The sequence below is a fragment of the Geodermatophilus sp. SYSU D01105 genome, from assembly GCF_054050095.1.
The window spans coordinates 88021-101954 of record NZ_JBJGYR010000002.1 but is presented as its reverse complement, the minus strand read 5'-3'; the positions used below and the strand labels follow the sequence as shown (position 1 = coordinate 101954).

Annotated in this window: 13 protein-coding genes; 5 read left to right on the top strand and 8 right to left on the bottom strand. The window is 67.9% G+C overall.

Annotated elements, in window-relative coordinates; translation table 11 throughout:
- Positions 1-3: 3 nt before the first annotated feature.
- On the bottom strand, positions 4-1023 hold the full coding sequence (locus ACI79I_RS02065) for a hypothetical protein (RefSeq protein ID WP_456990555.1): 1020 nt from the start codon (positions 1021-1023) through the stop codon (positions 4-6).
- Between the two features lie 138 nt (positions 1024-1161).
- On the opposite strand from ACI79I_RS02065, the gene ACI79I_RS02060 reads away from it, so the two are divergent.
- Genes ACI79I_RS02060 through ACI79I_RS02040 form a run of 5 tightly spaced genes read left to right on the top strand, consistent with a single transcriptional unit; the run spans position 1162 to position 7242 of the window.
- Positions 1162-2439, top strand: coding sequence for a glycosyltransferase (locus tag ACI79I_RS02060; protein ID WP_456990553.1), 1278 nt, complete (start codon positions 1162-1164; stop codon positions 2437-2439).
- Between the two features lie 14 nt (positions 2440-2453).
- On the top strand, positions 2454-3755 hold the full coding sequence (locus ACI79I_RS02055; RefSeq protein ID WP_456990551.1) for a glycosyltransferase: 1302 nt from the start codon (positions 2454-2456) through the stop codon (positions 3753-3755).
- Positions 3752-4417: a class I SAM-dependent methyltransferase gene (locus ACI79I_RS02050; protein WP_456990549.1), complete on the top strand. Its 666-nt coding sequence runs from the start codon at positions 3752-3754 to the stop codon at positions 4415-4417. The genes ACI79I_RS02055 and ACI79I_RS02050 overlap by 4 nt, the downstream gene beginning before the upstream one ends.
- Before the next feature lie 6 nt (positions 4418-4423).
- Positions 4424-5638 carry a DegT/DnrJ/EryC1/StrS family aminotransferase gene (locus ACI79I_RS02045; RefSeq protein WP_456990546.1) on the top strand — a complete coding sequence of 405 codons (1215 nt, stop codon included), beginning with the start codon at positions 4424-4426 and terminating at the stop codon, positions 5636-5638.
- 5 nt (positions 5639-5643) lie between these two features.
- Entirely contained in the window at positions 5644-7242 is a 1599-nt protein-coding gene (locus tag ACI79I_RS02040; protein ID WP_456990544.1) for a glycosyltransferase, read from the top strand.
- Positions 7243-7456: 214 nt separating this feature from the next.
- On the opposite strand, the gene ACI79I_RS02035 is transcribed toward ACI79I_RS02040, so the two are convergent.
- From ACI79I_RS02035 to ACI79I_RS02005, 7 genes are all read right to left on the bottom strand, one after another.
- On the bottom strand, positions 7457-7798 hold the full coding sequence (locus ACI79I_RS02035) for a class I SAM-dependent methyltransferase (RefSeq protein WP_456990542.1): 342 nt from the start codon (positions 7796-7798) through the stop codon (positions 7457-7459).
- Positions 7795-8127, bottom strand: a complete 333-nt coding sequence (locus ACI79I_RS02030; RefSeq protein WP_456990540.1) for a hypothetical protein — start codon at positions 8125-8127, stop codon at positions 7795-7797. The genes ACI79I_RS02035 and ACI79I_RS02030 overlap by 4 nt, the downstream gene beginning before the upstream one ends.
- Before the next feature lie 205 nt (positions 8128-8332).
- Positions 8333-9289: a hypothetical protein gene (locus ACI79I_RS02025; RefSeq protein WP_456990538.1), complete on the bottom strand. Its 957-nt coding sequence runs from the start codon at positions 9287-9289 to the stop codon at positions 8333-8335.
- A complete protein-coding gene (locus ACI79I_RS02020; protein WP_456990536.1) occupies positions 9286-9987 on the bottom strand; it encodes a class I SAM-dependent methyltransferase in 702 nt (233 codons plus the stop codon). The genes ACI79I_RS02025 and ACI79I_RS02020 overlap by 4 nt, the downstream gene beginning before the upstream one ends.
- Complete coding sequence (locus tag ACI79I_RS02015; protein ID WP_456990534.1) at positions 9962-11761, bottom strand: glycosyltransferase family 2 protein; 1800 nt, start codon at positions 11759-11761, stop codon at positions 9962-9964. Before ACI79I_RS02015 ends, ACI79I_RS02020 begins: the two co-directional genes overlap by 26 nt.
- 151 nt (positions 11762-11912) lie before the next feature.
- Complete coding sequence (locus ACI79I_RS02010) at positions 11913-13241, bottom strand: glycosyltransferase family 4 protein (protein WP_456990532.1); 1329 nt, start codon at positions 13239-13241, stop codon at positions 11913-11915.
- A complete protein-coding gene (locus tag ACI79I_RS02005; protein WP_456990530.1) occupies positions 13238-13921 on the bottom strand; it encodes a hypothetical protein in 684 nt (227 codons plus the stop codon). Before ACI79I_RS02005 ends, ACI79I_RS02010 begins: the two co-directional genes overlap by 4 nt.
- Positions 13922-13934 lie beyond the last annotated feature (13 nt).

Here is a 13934-nt window from a genome sequence, read left to right as displayed (position 1 = left end):
GCATCAGCTCCCGTGCGACGAGGCCGTCGCTCGCTCGACGCCGAGCTGCCGATAGGCGGGGAAGTACCCCCGTGATGACCGCGCGTCGGCACCGGCACGACGGCACAACTCTTCGTACTTGGCGCGGTCGTACACCTCGGCCAACACCGGCAGCGCCATCCGCGCTGCCCCGAATCGCTGCTTGAAAGCGGCGATCCCGTCACCGGCGGTGAGGCCGCCACCGAGGTTCATGTGAGGGATGCCCCATGCCTTCAGCTGCAGGACCGCAGCCCAGACGAGGGCTGCCGAGCGACGCCGTCCCTCCGGCCGGGAGACGCCGAACAGGTAGTCCCCGCCGCTGTGTGTGCAGCCGAACATCGCTGCGGCCGTGATCTCCCCGCCGTCGTCGGCGCCCACCATGAAGACGCTCTCCAGAGCGGCGAGGCTGGTCGCCGACGTCCGCGAGAGGCCATGCGTCGACGAGGCATTCCGGCCGGCGAAGAAGGCCTCGTAGTTGTCGAGGATGAAGGCCGTCACCCGACCACGGTCAGTGGTCAGTCCGGCGGCGACAGCCTCCCAGTTCCTGATCTGGCGTCTCCGGTTCTGATCGAGCCGCGCGTGCAGTTCGTCCACCGAGGCCGTCAGGTCCATCACGTAGACGTGCTTGTCCCGCCGCCTGCTCTCGGCCGGCAGGGTCACCGTGCTAGGCAGAGCCGGGTTCATGACGAGGTACCCGCAGACATACCTCCTTGCTTGAGCGGAGCGCCTCCAGAGGTCCCAGAGCCCGTGGCTGTCACCCTCGCCGACGAAACCGGAGAACCCGGGGGGTGTCACGACGTCCGCCATGCCGTGGAACGACCGCTCCTGGATGGGGCACACGAAACGACCGGCTGTCGTCCGGGCCTCGTACAGGAAGGTCGGCCGGCCTGAGTACGACTGCATCGCCCGGCAGTAGTCCCACGTGTGCGCGAACGAGTGCGCGATACCGCGGAGTGCGTCCCTCCACTCGTCCGGGGACTCCACCCCGATCCACCGTTCGCCCACCGCGCTTCCTCGGTCACCGGTTCGGCTCGTCAAGGGGTTGGTCGTACCGCAACCTGAGACCACCGCGGTCGGACAGGACCTGTCCGCGAGGACCCCTGAATACTCTTCCACGATCGGCGCCGAGGAGGGAGGTGCAGCGTGGCCCACCTCGATGTCCTCGACCTGCAGCCGGCGGAACCCGATGACGTCGGCCTGGGCCGCGGCCACATCGAGTTCCCCAAGGTCGGGCAGCGGGTGGACGCTCACTCCATCCGTGTCGGCGGATGGGTGTTCGGCCACGAACAGCCGGCGGTCGCCGTCGAACTCCTCGCTGGCTGCGACGTCGTCGGACGGGCTCCGGTGGACGGCCGGCGCCCGGACGTCGTGGCCGCCTTTCCGAGCGCCGCCGACATCAGCGGCTTCCGGGCGCAGGCGTCGGTGGTCTGCGCCGATCCGGCCCTCGACCTGCACGTCCGGGCCGTCCTGGCGAATCAGCACAGGGTCCCTCTCGCGAGGATCCGCCTGCGTCCGGTCGTGGACACCGCGGCCGCAGTCCCGCCGCCTCGGGTGTCGGTCATCATCCCCTGCTATGACCAGGCGCGTTTCCTCGGTGACGCGCTGGCCAGCGTGGCGGCGCAGACCCAGCCTGCCACCGAGGTGGTCGTCGTCGATGACGGTTCGAGCGACAACACGGCTGAGGTCGCCAGGCGATACCCGGGGGTACGACTCGTCCGTCAGCGCAACTCCGGCCTCGCGGCAGCGCGCAACACCGGCCTCCGCCACGCCACCGGGGACTACCTGGTCTTTCTCGATGCCGACGACCGCCTGCTCCCGCCGGCCCTCGAGATCGGCCTCGCGTCGCTGTCGGCCCGTCCCGAGCACGCCTTCGTGTTCGGCGACTGGCGCTTGATCGGAGCGGACGGATCGCCGCTCCCCACGCCGGAACGGCCGCCTCCGGACAACCGCCCCTACCGCGCTCTCCTGCGCATGTGCTTCATCTCGACCCCCGCTGCAGTGATGTACCGGCGTGTCGCCGTCGATGCCGCCGGCGGCTTCGACGAGACCGTCAGTCCCAGCGCGGACTACGACCTCTACCTGCGCCTCACGAGGACCTGGCCGGTTCACGGTCACGGCGAGGTGGTCGCCGAGTACCGCCGCCACGGCGCCAACATGACCTTGGACCGGGGACTGATGCTCCGATCGGAGCTGACCGTCCTGCGTCGGCAGCGCAGGTACGTCGGCGGCGACGACGACCTGTCGGACGCCCATCGCCAGGGGCTGCGCCGGGCGCGGGAGTACCACGGCGCAAGGCTCGCGCGCGAGGTGCGGGGACTTGCCGCGATCGGGAGGTGGGGACCCGTGACGACAGGCGCCCTCAGGCTGCTGCGCCACCATCCCCGGGCACTCGCCCCGGAGAGGTCCCCGTGGGTGCGGTAGCCGAGATCCTGTCCGTGGACCTGGTCGAGCCACGGACGGCGGCCGTGCACGGGTGCTATCTGGACGCGCCATCGGCGGGCAGCCGTGCGGAAGCGCAGGCCCTAGACGTGGTCGGCTGGGTCCTGGGCGCTTCGTCGCCCGCCGTCGCCGTGGAGTTCGTGGAGGACCGGAGGGTGGTGTGGCGCGCCCCGGTGGACGGTGCGCGTCCCGATATCGCGAGCGCCTTCCCGGACCTGGCATGGTCGGGCAGCGCGGGATTCACGTCCACCCTGGACGTCACGGGGCCCGGCCCGGAGACGACTCTGCACGTGCGTGCCGTCATGCCTGACCAAACCCGCGCCGGCTTGGCCGTGATACGGCTGCGGCGGGGCTGGCGCACCGGTCCGCCGTCCGAGTCGGCCGTGGTCTCGGTCGTCATCCCCTGCTACAACCAGGCCCACTTCCTGCCTGATGCCATCGAGTCGGTGCTCGCCCAGACGCATCCCCACCACGAGATCGTCGTTGTGGACGACGGGTCGACCGACAACACGCAGGAGATCGTCCGCAGGTATCCCGGAACCCGGTGTGTCCGCCAGGGAAACGCGGGACTGGCCGAGGCACGCAACACCGGCATTCGTCACAGCACCGGTGACTACCTCGTCTTCCTCGACGCCGACGACCGCCTGTTGCCCGATGCCCTGCGCGTCGGGATCGAGGCGCTGCGGGCCCATCCCGAGAGTGCTCTGGTCTCGGGTCACTACCGGCACGTCGGGGTCGAAGGGGAGCCGCTGCCGACCCCCGATCTGCCCTGCGCAGCAGGCGACCACTACGTGGCGCTCCTGCGCACCAACTACATGGGGATGCCAGCCACGGCGCTCTACCGGCGCGAGGTCTTCGAGCACGTGACCGGCTTCGACCCCTCGGTGGACGCCTGCGCGGACTACGACCTCAATCTGCGGATCACCCGCCGGTTCCCGGTCCACTGCCACGAGCACGTCGTGGCCGAGTACCGACGGCACGGCTCGAACATGAGTCGACGGCTGCCGGCCATGCTGGCGGCTGCAGTCTCCACCGCCCGCCGTCAGCGGCGCCATGTGGCAGGCGACCGGGATCGCGTCGCGGCGTACGAAGCCGGGATGCGCTTCTGGCAGGACTACTACGGCACCCCTCTGGCACGCGAGGTGAGCGCGCAGTTCCTCTCCGGGCGATGGGGTCGGGCTCTACCGATGATCGTCGCGTTGGCCCGTCATGATCCCCGTGCACTCGGGCGCCTCCTCCGCTGCCTCGGCGTCGCGCGTCGACGAGCCCTCGGACGGCGGGGGGAGGAACCGGCTTGACCGCGTCACGAGGCCCCAGCCGACGGTCCGGTCGCAAGCCCCAGGACTCCATCGTCGCGGCGTGCGAGGGGTGTCTGGAGAGGTTTGGCGACTCCTACCTCGGCGTCGGGTGGACGAAGAGCCAGGCGGATGCCGACCTCCGCTACGACGTCATGCTCGGGGTCGTCCGGGAGTCCGACACCGAGATCTCCCTGCTGGACTTCGGCTGCGGACTCTCGCACCTGTACGAGCACGTGTTGGCGACCGGGCGGAGGGGGATCCGCTACTCCGGCCTGGACCTCTCGGAGCGGTTCCTGGAGCTGTCGCGAGCCAAGTTCCCCGACATCGACTACTACCTGCTCGACCTGCTCGAGCATCCCGACGAGCTGCCGTCGTTCGACTACGTGCTTGCCAACGGTGTCTTCACCCAGAAGGTGGACAACGCCTTCGACGACATGTGGCGGTACTTCACCGAGCTGGTCTCGGCGATCTTCGCGAAGGCCGAGCGCGGCATCGCGTTCAACGTGATGTCCACCCAGGTGGACTGGCAGAGGGAGGACTTGTTCCACCTGCCGTTCGACACGCTGGCAGCCTTCCTGAGCAGCGAGGTGAGTCGGCACTTCGTCGTCCGGCACGACTACGGCCTGTACGAGTACACCGTCTACGTCTACCGCCGAGGCTGAGCGACGATGCCCCTCAAGTCCTCGGTCGACGACCTGGCCGCCTTCGGCGGGCCACCCGCCTTCCGAGCCCCCAGGCACGTCGGCGCACCGAACATCGGTGACCGTGACCGGCTGCACCGGCTGATCGACGATGCGCTGGACCGACGGTGGCTGACCAACGACGGACCCTACGTCCAGGCCTTCGAGCGCCGGTTGGCCGAGGTCCTCTCCGTGCGCAACTGCGTGGCCACCAGCAATGCGACCAGTGCCCTCATGCTGGTCGCCTCCGCCCTCGGCCTGCGCGGAGAGGTCATCATGCCCTCGCTCACCTTTGTCGCGACTGCACACGCACTGACCTGGCAAGGCATCTCGCCGGTGTTCTGCGACGTCGATCCGGTGACCTGGACGCTGGATCCACGCAGGGTGGAGGCGTTGATCACCCCGGAGACCACCGCCGTCGTGGGGGTCCACTTGTGGGGGACGCCGTGCGATGTCGCCGCACTGCAGGATGTCGCCTCCCGATACGGGCTCAGACTCGTCTACGACGCGGCGCAGGCGTTCGGCACCTCCTGTTCCGGTCGCCCGCTGGGGTCCTTCGGCGATGCGGAGGTCTTCAGCTTCCACGCGACCAAGGTCTGCAACTCCTTCGAGGGTGGGGCGATCGCGACCGAGGATGACGATCTGGCAGCCCTGCTGTCATCGACCCGGAACTTCGGGTTCGTCGACGTGGACCGGGTGGTCACACTCGGGATCAACGCGAAGATGTCCGAGATGCACGCCGCGATGGGCATCACCTCGCTCGAGTCCCTCGACGGGTTCGTCGCGGCGAACCGGCGCAATCACCTCCGCTACCGCGAGGGGCTGCGGGCCCTGACGGGGATCACCCTGCACGACCCGCCGCTCCCCGACCGTTCGTCGGCCCAGCAGTACGTCGTCGTGGAGATCGACGAGGAGTCAGGGCTGAGTCGCGACGAGTTGCTCGAGGTGCTCACTGCCGAGAACGTCCGGGCGCGACGGTATTTCCACCCCGGCTGCCACGGGATGGAGCCCTACCGAACCAGGTCGCCGCACGCAGGCCGGGACCTGCCGGTGACCGAGGACATCCTCCGGCGGGTGTTGGTCCTGCCCACCGGCACCGCGACCACAGTGGAGGACATCGAACAGATCTGCGGACTACTGGCGTTCGCCACTGCGCGAGCGACTGAGATAAGAGCACGACTGCGGGGCAGGGAGCAGGGGTGAGCCCGATGAGCGCCGTCCACGTCGTCACCGCGGCACCGGCCGGCCCGCTGCCGAAGGTGAGCGTCCTCGTCACGACGTACAACCACGAGCGCTTCCTCGCCGATGCCCTCGACAGCGCGCTGGCTCAGGAGGCCTCGTTCCCGTTCGAGGTCGTCGTGGGAGAGGACTGTTCCACAGACCGCACGCGGGATGTGCTGCTCGCCTACCACGCACGGCATCCCGACGTCATCCGGATGGTCCTCCCGGAGCGGAACCTGGGCCCCAACTCGATGTACGTCGAAGTCATGCGGGTGGCGAGGGGCGAGTACATTGCGATCTTGGATGGCGATGATCACTGGCTCTCGGCGGACAAGTTGCAGCGTCAAGCAGACTTTCTCGACGCGCACCCTTCTTCCTCGGCGTGCTTCCACGACATGATGGTCGTGTACGACGACGCAAGGGGGAGACCTCGTCCGCATCTGGCCGAGACGCCGCGCACGACGTTCTCGTTCGTGGATCTCTTGTCCAGACCATTCATCCCCACATCTGCGCTCATGCATCGACGCCTGACAGCAGAGGAGTTGTTGGCGTGGTATTCAGAGGTCGCGCCGAGCGTGTGGCAGGACCTCGTGCTGATCGACTGGATCACTCTGCTGCTCCTCGGACGCCGTGGCCACGTGGAATACCTGCGTGGCCCATCGGCGGTCTACCGCGTCCACGACTCGGGCGTGTGGTCATCCAAGAACCGCATACGTCAGATCGACGAAGAGGTGGCCGTCCTCCGTCGTCTGACCCGGTTGGCGGATGAAGATCACCAGTGTCTGGTCCGGACCAGTTTGGCGCGGTGTGCCGTGCAGCGGGCTGTGGAGCAAGCCGGGCTGCGCTACGACCGGGTGGTCATGGTCTTGAGTGACCCCCCAGCGGACCCTTGGTACTTCAACGGGCGGGTGGTGTCGCAGGTCAACTGCAGCGAGGAGTCGGACGAGGCATCGATCCTGTTGGAGCTGACGCGGCTGCGGCGGGGCAAGGCTCCGGCTCCAGTGGTTCCGCACTGGCGGATCGACGAGCCGGTGCGCCCACACGCGGGCGCCTCCGTGTACTGCGTCGTCGTGTCACCCCGAAACGTCTTTCAGCGGTTCCCTCACCTCCGAGACCGCCTCGCCCAGTACCAGCCCATGCTGCTCGCGGCCGACAGGTGCGCCGTGTACGAGGTGCCTGGTGAGGACGTGCCCGAGAGGCGAGTGACCAACGTACGCCTGAGCGACCCCTTGCCGGCCGAGCTCCACGGCCGCCACATAGACATGCCACGGCCGGACTCGGTGACCAGCGGGGCAGTGCTCGAGGTGATCTGCTGGGCGCTGCCCAGAGAGGCATCCATCCTCGACGTGCAGGTGTCCTGCGGGGATCAGGTACTCGGGAGGACGGCAACCCCGACGACTCGGCCGGACCTCGCCGAAGCCTTCCCCGACATCCCGGGGGCTGGTAAGGCCGGCTTCCGCCTGCTGGTCGACCTGGCCGATCTGCCGTCGGCCGCAGAGTTGCACGTCACCGCCGCTTTGGAGAATGGCCGCAAGGTCATCCTCGGCACTCTCCTGACCGAAGAGGCCTCGGCCTCCCCGGACTGAGGCCGCCAAACCCTCGAGGGCCTGCGCATGACCATGGGTCGATGACGAGTCCTCGCGTCAGCGCGAGGCCTCCTGTGGTGGGCTCCCCGCAGCACACGATGCCGTGTCGCGAACCACGGTCATCAGGAGCGCTCGGTCCCTAGCGGCTCCGACGTGCCACGGCCACGTCATGGTTGGGGTACGCCGCACGTTCCATGACCTCTACGACGTCGAGCTATCGTGTCGAGTGGCGCGCGATGTAGGAGGGGTCGTGATAGGCCGTCTGGTAGTACGCCGGAAAATGGTCCCTCCAGTAGTCGTTCGACCAGTAGATGAACCCTTCCTGTTCGAAGGTCTTCTGGTGTCCCTTGTGGAACGAGGAACGGGTCGAGGCATTCGCGTATGCCGAACGGCCGTGAACCGTCAACAGCAACAACCCGCCGGGGCGCGTCACTCGGCGGAGTTCCGCGAGCCATGCGTCCTGATGGTCGACGGGCAGGTGGGTGAAAACGCTGTACCCCAGCACGAGATCGAACCTCCCGTCGTCGAAGGGCAGCGGCGGCCATGCCTTGCTCACCAGCGCCTCGCCGACCGTGGGTTCTGACGCACCCACTCGATGGCCGGCGCATCGATGTCACAGGCACTCCACGCGCTGGACGGCGCATGGGGAAGGAGCCAGCGGAGTACCCGCCCGCAGCCCGCGCCGAAATCGAGGATCTGGGGATGATCCTGCAGCCGACTGCCGGTGCGGTCGAGGACTCGGAGGAAGCTCTGTGCCACCTCGCGACCAGCCAGCAGGAACTCTCGGGAGTCTGTCCCGCCCATGACTCGGTAGATGAGGTCTTCCGGCGCTAATGGAGCCCCGGACCAGTCAACTTCGTCTGGCCTGACCAGGTAGGCCGTCATCAACCATCCGCACCCAGAGCAGGTGCTCGAGTCCTCCGAGAAGTCTGTCAGACAGACAGGACACTGCATCGCGCCACTTCCGTACGTCACGCTGACTCGCGTCTCGGAGCCTGACGTTGGCTCCGGTCCTCTGCCGCGCTTTCCAGTCCTGTTCAGTCGGTCAGACGTCTACAGGGCCGACTGACAGATCTGTCGCAGTACCTCTTCATCTCCACCCGGTCTGACCGAGATCGAGGTGTAGTGCTGCAACGGGAAGCCAATCGGACAGAACCATGACCTCCACTGTCCCGATGCTGTCCACGGAACTCGGTTCGATGTCGACCGAAAAGCCCCGCACTCGAGGCCTGTTTGGGTGCGGTGTTGGCGCCGGCGTGGTCAGCGGAGCCCGGCCTATCGTCCGGCCTTTCCATCGAAGTTCCACCAGCTGCGCGCCAGTCGTCGGTGGTTCCAGCCAGCCCTGCATGCGTACTGTGTTGTCCCCGAGGTCCACGCAGGTGATCTGTCCCGGGATCTCGGGCACCGCATCGGGTTCCACGACGACTTCGAAGCGCACCTGTTCGACGCCGAACAATCTAGCCGCGAACAGCCTGTGATGTCCGTCGACCAGACGGGCCCTCGTTGGCTCCGGCGATTCTGTGCTGAACAGGGTCAGCGTGTCCTCAGTGCTGGGCGGAGTCCGGACGAACGCCTTGACCGGCGTGAGTTCGTGTCTGGCGAATTCGCGGGCAACGGCGGGGCTCCCGAGTCGGTCGCAGTCAGCGAAACGGCGAGAGATCATCTGGGTGACCTCCTCGGGCTGTGCCGAGTGGAGGATGGGGTCGCCACGCTCTGGCGCGTGGCCGCGCGTCAGATGATGGAGATAGACATTAGACTGGTCGATGGCACCAGCTCTTCTGTACTGCGCGTAGCCCTTCAGGTACAGTAGCCAATAGTGCCATCCGCCGTAGTGCAATTGTCTCGAGTCGAGGCTGCGGCCGAATGCGGAATGGTCGATGGGCAGTTCCGCCAAGTCGTCCAGCAGTTCGCTGGCGAACCTGTACTGGAACACGTGGAAGAAGCGGCTGTGCAGGTCGGTGCGTCGGACGTCCAGCATCCGGGTGGAGATCTGGTCCTCGATCGGTGCCCCGGTGGATCGCGGATCGGACCCTGGCTGCGTCGTCATGATGGTGGCGGTGGGATCGACCGCTCGAGGGCCGCCTCGGTCTTGGCGCTCATGACGACGGCGCGGCCGCCCTCCGGGCCGTGGGGCCGCCCCCAGTCCGACTCGCCCAGAACGCGATAGACCGGGAAGTGGCGACTGAGCACGTCGAGGTAGTCACGCTGTAGATTTCCGTCCAGGTTGTGCGTCTCGATCAGCAACACATCGGTCACGTCGGCGATGGACGCTAGTCGCGGCGCAACGAATGTCCACACCGCCAGCGCCATGACCATGTCGTACCAACCCGCGTACGACGACGCGTCGGTGATGTCCCGCCGGAAGAACGACACCCGCTCGGTGGAGTTGTAGGCGTTCAGCAGCTGAGCGACCTCGACGAAGAAGGGATCCTGCTCGAAGCCGTCCACCAGGTCAGCTCCGCGAACACGCGCCGCCCGGCTGGTCTCCCCGAGATTGGAGCCGAGGTCCAGGACACGCTTGGCCCGGAAGTCGACCCTGTCGAGGAACTCCGTCCGGTCGCTGCGGAAGCCGCTCGTCCTGGTGTCTCCGAGGAGCACCGACTGGTAGTGGTTGCCGGTCTCGATCCCCTCCTTCGAGGACCTCGAGACGTAGTCGAGTCCCAGACACCAGCGGATCAGGTCCTCGAGCCGGTCCCGGGCAGTGGGCGGGGCCGCACGGTCAGACGTCGTCGCGGGGTCGCTCATCGACCTCACCCACCTCCCGGTTGATCCGTTGGCCCCAGACGTGCGTGTGCAGCCATTGGTTGTAGGCCCCGGTCAGCGCACGGATCTCCGACGGATACGACTGTCCCTCCAGGTGGTAGAGCTCCACGGAGGGGAGGTACCAGGAGTCTCGGCCCACGTCGGCCAACCGTAGGCAGAGGTCGGAATCCTCGTAGTCGCCCTGGACGTACATCCCGCGGAGCCCACCCATCTCCTGGTAGAGAGCCAGGTCGATCATCATGCAGGCGGCGGTGACCGCAGGGACCGGCCGTGGCAGGTTGGCGGCGGGCAGGGTCCGGTGCAGCCCCTTGAAGTAGTGCTCGTTGTTCCACAGGCCCGTGTCCGGTAGCCGCCGGAAGTAGAGGCCGGCGTGCTGGATCGAGTCGTCCTCGTACAGGAGCTTCGGGGCGATCACGCCGATCCCGGGGGTGGAAAGGTAGAAGTTCAGCATGGCGCTCAGCCAGCCGTGCTCCCGGGGGAGGACGTCGGAATTGAGGAGGAGCAGCAACCGTCCCCGGGCCAGGTCGGCGCCCACGTTGTTGACCCCGGCGAAGCCGATGTTGTGACTCATCACGACCGTGCGGAAGGGGATGTCGTACAGCTCAGCCAGGTGAGCTGCGGTGACCCGGAACGGCTCGGCGAGCTCGGGGGAGTCGAGGACGTAGACGAGGTCGGCTCCCTGCAGATCCGGGTCGTCCACGAACTGGGCGAGCTGGTGTTCGAGGAAGTCGATGCGCCCGTACAGCGGGACGATCATCGTGACCTCGGGCTCGGCCGGCGGGGTCCCGTGCTGGTCGACGGTCTCCACTCGAGCCAGGCGGCGGCGCCGCTCCTCCAGCCGGGTCAGCGCCGGCGCGATGTGCCGGCTCCGCAGGACTTCGGCGGGCAGGCGCTCGCGGAGGAGGTCGTGCAGGATCTTCTCCCGCACCGCTGGGATGTCCCGGGTCACGGCGGGGGCCGAGACCTCGAACGTCGCTCCCACGGCGTTGGCCATCTCGAACGTCCAGCTGTGGGCCAGCTGGCTGGGGCTCGAGGTCTCGAAGAAGGCGATCCAGCCGTGCTCGGGGCCGGGCTGTCCATCGGGGCTCTCGTCGTAGAACTGTTCGACGTCCGGTCGCCGAAACCGGTAGAGGCTGGGCAGGAGCTCCGTCCGGGCACCCTCCGGAGACACCGCCGTCAGCCGGATCGGAGCCGCCTCCGCGTCACGCATCCAGCCCTGGGCGTAGAAGCCGTGGTCATCCACCGCGAGCACGGCGTCGACGTTGAGCCCCTGCGGGGCATCCTGCGAGATCACGCAGACGGGCAGGCGTTCGCGCAACGCCTCGCGTGCGGCGTGCAGGCTCCTGCTCAGCTGCAGGTCGCCGAAGGGGGGGCGCCTGCCCGTCGTCCCGGCACAGCACTCCGCTGCCGCTCGCGGTCCCGCGTCCGTGGCGCTCAGGGCTCCCGGCCCGCCGACCATGAACTCGAGGATGTCCGCTCTCTCAGCGGGTCCCAGGGCCGCGAGTTCCCGGCGCAGGAGGGTCTCCAGGCTCACCGTGGCCGCGCGCAGCTCCGCAGCTCCCAGGCGCAGGGAACGGCTGGACCAGCGGAGCGCCATGTCGAGCGGGTCGGCCCGCGTGTGACCCGGAGGCAGCCGGAGCACGACAGCCTGGCCCATGCCCTCGGAGCCGACAGTGTCCGCACCCGGCCGGGAGTAGTCGATCGCGCGGACGGCCAGCGGGACGGTGCGTCCCCGGCACCGCACGAACGCCTTCACCTGCCCGTTCCGGGGTGCCGTCCCCGACGTCGTCAGGAGCAGGACGTCGGCCGACAGCCAGCAGGCATGACCGAGTCGGGGTCCGAGCCGTGAACCGACCGGCGTGGGGGCCGGCCCCGACATGCCCGTCTCTGTGCCCAGTACCCGCATCTCAGTGGACATGAGCGGCGTCCCCGGCGTCCCGACCGACCAGGAGCGCGGTGTAGAGGCGGTCCAGTTCGTCGATGTGCTGGGTCATGTCGTAGACCTCCGGGATGCCGTCGCGCAGGTCCTGCCACAGCCCGGGCGTCCCCGCGGCGTGTTGGATCGTCTCCGCGAGGCTGGCGGGGTCGGCCGCTGCGAAGTGCAGTCCGTTGACGCCGTCGGTGACCTTCTCGGCCATTCCACCGATGTCGCTGCAGATCACCGGTCGGCGGTGCAGGAACGCCTCCTGGATTACCAGCGGTGAGTTCTCCCACCACACCGAGGGAACGACGACCCAGTCGACGTGCTCCATCAGTCCGGGGAGTTGCTCGTGGGTGTACTTCCCCACGAAGGTCACGGTGGACCGCGTGTCCTCGAGCAGGGCGTTGAAGCGGTTCTGGAACTCGCCGGGTTGCAGCTCCAGGTTGGCACCGTGAACGCGTAGCTGCGGGACCCAGCGCGGTTGTCCCCGCTCGCTGGCCGCGGCGTCGGCCTCCCTCTCCAGGATCCGCATCGCCTCCAGGAGCACGTCCACGCCCTTGAAGCCGCTGAGCTGCCCGAAGAAGCCCAGTCGATCACGCCGCGGGCGATCCGGGGTCCGCGCCGTCCGTCCCACGGGACGACGGCCGTACTCCTCCGTGCGGATCCTCTCCGCCGGGATCCCCCACTCGATGTACCGCTGTCGCAGGAACTCGCTCGGCGCGATGAACATGTCGACGAGAGAGAGGTGTGACTTGATGAAGCGCTCACGCAGGAAGAACGTCTGCGGGGAGATGCCTGGGAAACACTCGTGGCAACGCCGGGGTGAGGCCCGGTGGCACAGATCCTCGGTACCCGTGCGGACCATCTGCCCGTTGCGATGACAGATGGGCAGGTATTCGTGGAGCGTGTAGAGGATCGGCGTGTCGGGAAGGACGTTCTTGACCTCGCGGATCAGGTCGTACCCCAGGAAGAGCGTGTGCTGGAAGTGCACGATGTCCGGTTCGTAGGCCTGCAGAAAACCGCGGAAGTGCCTCGTGTAGAAGTCCTTGCCCGGCTGGGTGCCGAACAGGTAGTCGAAGTCATAGCCGTCGGTGTAGAAGAAGTACTCGTCCGCTCCCTCGCCGGTGGGCCCGAAGCACGTGCCGCCGTGCACGGAGCCGCTGTATCCCACTGGCGGGCCACCCTTGGCCAGGAAGATCGACTGGTAACCGGGCGTGGCGGCGAGGCTGCGATGCAGTTCGTAGGCGTACGCCTCAGCGCCCCCGGGGCGCACGGAGGGATGGTTGTGGCAGACGGACAACACTCGGCGCGTCATGGGATCACGGGTTCCTCTACTGGGAGAAGCTCGTACAGGAGACAGACGTGTGCCTGCCGGGTGATGCAGCGGTGGTGCTGCTCGACGTGGGTACGGAGGACCTCGTCCGTCCGCCACCGGTCGAACGCGGCCCGGCTGACGATCAGATAGGCCGCGCCCTGGCGGCGCAGGATCTCCAGCCGGTCGACCTGACCGGATCGCAGGGGCGCCAGGTGCATCGTCGGTCGGCCCGGGAGCTGCAGGGGCGAGACGCCTTCGCCGTCGACGACCACGACGGGCTGCCCGGCCGGCAGGAGGTGCTCAAGGAGGTCCCGGATCTGCTGGGCCAGCAACTCCCGCCGATGCCTCTCCAACCCGCGGTCAGGTGCGGTGTCGACCTGAGCGAAGAGGCGACCGGCCTGGTTCAGGCTGTAGACGGCGCCGGTCTCGGGCAGGTCCACCAACGACTCGTAGTTGCGCTGCAGATGGCCGGCGAAGTCGGTGTAGTGGTCGAGCCACCACCGGGTGGTGGCCGGCAGGACCAGGAAGTCGGCTCCTCGGGTGCGCAGCGCTTCGAGCGCCTCGATCGCGGCCGTGCTGTCCCGAGGGTGGTAACCGGCGTACCCGCCGTTCTCGTCCTGGGGGAGGTGCCATGCCTCCCGCCCCTCGAAGCAGACGAGGTCGGGATCACCCTTGCTCACCACGGCCACGGTC

Bases quoted from the DNA above. Each gene is read 5' to 3' on its own strand.
- ACI79I_RS02045 (WP_456990546.1), top strand. From the start codon at position 4,424: ATGCCCCTCAAGTCCTCGGTCGACGACCTGGCCGCCTTCGGCGGGCCA.
- ACI79I_RS02040 (WP_456990544.1), top strand. From the start codon at position 5,644: ATGAGCGCCGTCCACGTCGTCACCGCGGCACCGGCCGGCCCGCTGCCG.
- ACI79I_RS02030 (WP_456990540.1), bottom strand. From the start codon at position 8,127: ATGACGGCCTACCTGGTCAGGCCAGACGAAGTTGACTGGTCCGGGGCT.
- ACI79I_RS02025 (WP_456990538.1), bottom strand. From the start codon at position 9,289: ATGACGACGCAGCCAGGGTCCGATCCGCGATCCACCGGGGCACCGATC.
- ACI79I_RS02020 (WP_456990536.1), bottom strand. From the start codon at position 9,987: ATGAGCGACCCCGCGACGACGTCTGACCGTGCGGCCCCGCCCACTGCC.
- ACI79I_RS02010 (WP_456990532.1), bottom strand. From the start codon at position 13,241: ATGACGCGCCGAGTGTTGTCCGTCTGCCACAACCATCCCTCCGTGCGC.